3 protein-coding genes are annotated in these 2,435 nt (G+C 39.8%); 2 read left to right on the top strand and 1 reads right to left on the bottom strand.

Annotation, left to right across the window (positions count from 1 at the left end):
• The first annotated feature begins 100 nt into the window (after nt 1-100).
• Both CWB66_RS17900 and CWB66_RS22330 read left to right on the top strand, forming a co-directional pair.
• Nucleotides 101-439 carry a YkvA family protein gene (locus CWB66_RS17900; protein WP_138586427.1) on the top strand — a complete coding sequence of 113 codons (339 nt, stop codon included), beginning with the start codon at nt 101-103 and terminating at the stop codon, nt 437-439.
• 160 nt (nt 440-599) lie between these two features.
• A complete protein-coding gene (locus CWB66_RS22330; RefSeq protein ID WP_167368322.1) occupies nt 600-752 on the top strand; it encodes a hypothetical protein in 153 nt (50 codons plus the stop codon).
• Between the two features lie 293 nt (nt 753-1,045).
• On the opposite strand, the gene bktB is transcribed toward CWB66_RS22330, so the two are convergent.
• The gene (gene bktB / locus CWB66_RS17890; RefSeq protein WP_138586425.1) at nt 1,046-2,239 is read right to left on the bottom strand and encodes a beta-ketothiolase BktB; all 1,194 of its coding nucleotides are present in this window, start codon (nt 2,237-2,239) and stop codon (nt 1,046-1,048) included.
• Between the last annotated feature and the right edge of the window lie 196 nt (nt 2,240-2,435).

Genomic DNA, 2,435 nt, shown 5'->3' with positions numbered 1-2,435 from the left:
TTGCGTTGCGCTGAATAATGTTTCATTGTTACTCCACACCCTCTATTTAATGGTTAAATATTAAGCGCGACAACTAGTCTGACAGAGAGGGTAATTAAAATTGTCAGATAATAAATTTGAAAAAGAGTTCAGCGAAAATAGTTTTTGGGATAAAACTAAAAACTTTGCGAAGGTTGCAGGAAAAATAGTCCTAGAACCAGCACTAAAGCTATATTACTCAGCTCAAGATTCAGACACACCGATTTGGGCTAAGACTACAGTTTATAGTGGGCTTGGATATTTTATCTCGCCAATAGACGCGATCCCTGATATTACACCTATCATAGGTTATTCTGATGATCTTGGTGTTTTAGTCGCAGCATTTGCGGCTGTAGCTGCTTATATTAAAAGTGAACATGCGATAAAAGCAAAAGAAACATTAAAACAATGGTTTGGATAAATAAAATAAGCTGCTTAAACGGATTTAAAGCAGTTAGCTGCGCTCTTGCCTCGCACATTGTAACCAAAGCGAAAAATTATTAAAAAATAGCGTTGACCAAATAGATTATATAGCTCGCCGAGCTGAAATTATTGCAACAGCAGCGCATGAACAAAGTAGCATGTCTGAAGAAATTGCGCATAGTATTGATTCAATTAAACAAGCTGCTATTGATAACGCGGCTGGTGCTGATCAGGTATCCGCTGCGAGTATGGAGCTAGATCAACTTAGTAAACAGCTACAAAAAATAACTAATGGCTTCAGGTTACGGTAGTAACATAGGGTAAGATAAAGCATCATTTTTTTAGGCTTTATTGTTGAATATAGCTTATACCAATTTCGCAATAATGCTTAATTAATGTGATGGATAAACCAGTCGCTAACGGTGTTAAAAATTCCTGATATACAAGTGAGTAGCGGACCGATAAATAAACTGTGGGGCATTAAGCCCCGCAGGAGAAGGTTGTACTGAGAGATGAGAGTAATAATGTAATTAACGGCATGTTTGTTTAATATCTTATTTTCTTATAAATGTTTTTATAAATTAATCAAACAACAATTTCGCAGTCAAAGCACTTCAAAAATGGCTGCAATACCTTGTCCGCCACCAATACACATGGTGACCAAACCGTATTTACCATTAATACGTTTAAGTTCGTAAAGGCACTTGGTAGATAAAATAGCGCCTGTTGCGCCAACAGGGTGACCTAAAGCAATTGCGCCGCCATTTGGATTTACTTTGTGTTCAGGAAAATTTAGCTCGTGTGCTACGCACAACGCTTGTACGGCAAAGGCTTCATTTGACTCAATCACATCCATATCGTCGATTGTTAACCCTGTTTTTTCCAATACCTGTTTTACAGCTGGGATAGGCCCTGTTCCCATTAATGCGGGGGCCACACCAGCTCTTGCATAACCGACTAATCTTCCCAGAGGCTTTAAGCCTTGCTTTTGCGCTTTTTGTTCTGACATAAGTACCAACATTGCCGCTGCATCGTTAATACCGGATGATGTTGCTGCTGTTACTGTGCCATTTTGTTTAAAATAGGGTGGTAAGGTCGATAGTTTTTTTACCGTTGTATCAGCGCGAACATGCTCGTCAGTATCAAAAATGTGGACGCTATTTCTTGATTTGATTTCTATAGCAATAATTTGTTCTTTAAAATGCCCTGCGATAATAGCTTTCGACGCTTTATGATGGCTTTGGGCTGCGTAGGTGTCTTGTTGCGCACGAGTAATATTATACTTTTCTGCAATGTTTTCAGCCGTTATTCCCATTGGGTTATTATCCCACGGATCTTGTAATGTGGTGGTTAATTCATCCAGCATGATACTATTACCCATTTTTTGGCCCCACCGGTTACTTTCTAAGGTATAACCAGAGCTGCTCATGCTTTCTGCCCCGCCTGCTAAAGCTGCATCTACATCGCCTAATTGGATTTGCTGGGCTGCTTGTATAATGGCTTCTAAACCCGAGCCACATAGTCGGTTGAGTGTCACTGCGTGACTGCTGATAGGTAATCCTGCGTCTAAGCCAATAACTCTCGATAGATAAGCATCTTTAGGGCCATTATGTATTACTTTACCTACTACACATGAGCCGATCTGAACGGGTGACAGTTTGGCTCTTAAAATGCCTTCTTTTGCGCAAAGTGTGCCAAGTTCGGCAGGGGGGAAATTTTTTAGACTGCCACCAAAACCACCTATAGCGGTACGTACTGCGCTTAATATAACTACGCTATTGTTATTAAATTTTGCCATTCTTTTCTCTTATTATATTTAACCTGAACTCTGGGTAATAAATCTATCTCGAGCAGCTATTTTCAGCGCTAACGGCGTTGAATTTACTTGCAATAGGCCCGCTATTGAGGCGTAAATTCGCCTTGTTTCCACTGAAAATCTCTGGCTAGAGAAAATCACATTAAATATAACAAGGTTGGGATCAGTTCGTTCATCT

This window comes from Pseudoalteromonas sp. S558, assembly GCF_005886635.1.
GTDB classification, from domain to species: domain Bacteria; phylum Pseudomonadota; class Gammaproteobacteria; order Enterobacterales; family Alteromonadaceae; genus Pseudoalteromonas; species Pseudoalteromonas aliena.
This window is presented reverse-complemented; position numbering and strand designations above follow the sequence as displayed.

Excerpts from the sequence above, each read along its gene's own strand:
- CWB66_RS22330 (WP_167368322.1), top strand. The coding sequence starts at position 600 with ATGTCTGAAGAAATTGCGCATAGTATTGATTCAATTAAACAAGCTGCT.
- bktB (WP_138586425.1), bottom strand. The coding sequence starts at position 2,239 with ATGGCAAAATTTAATAACAATAGCGTAGTTATATTAAGCGCAGTACGT.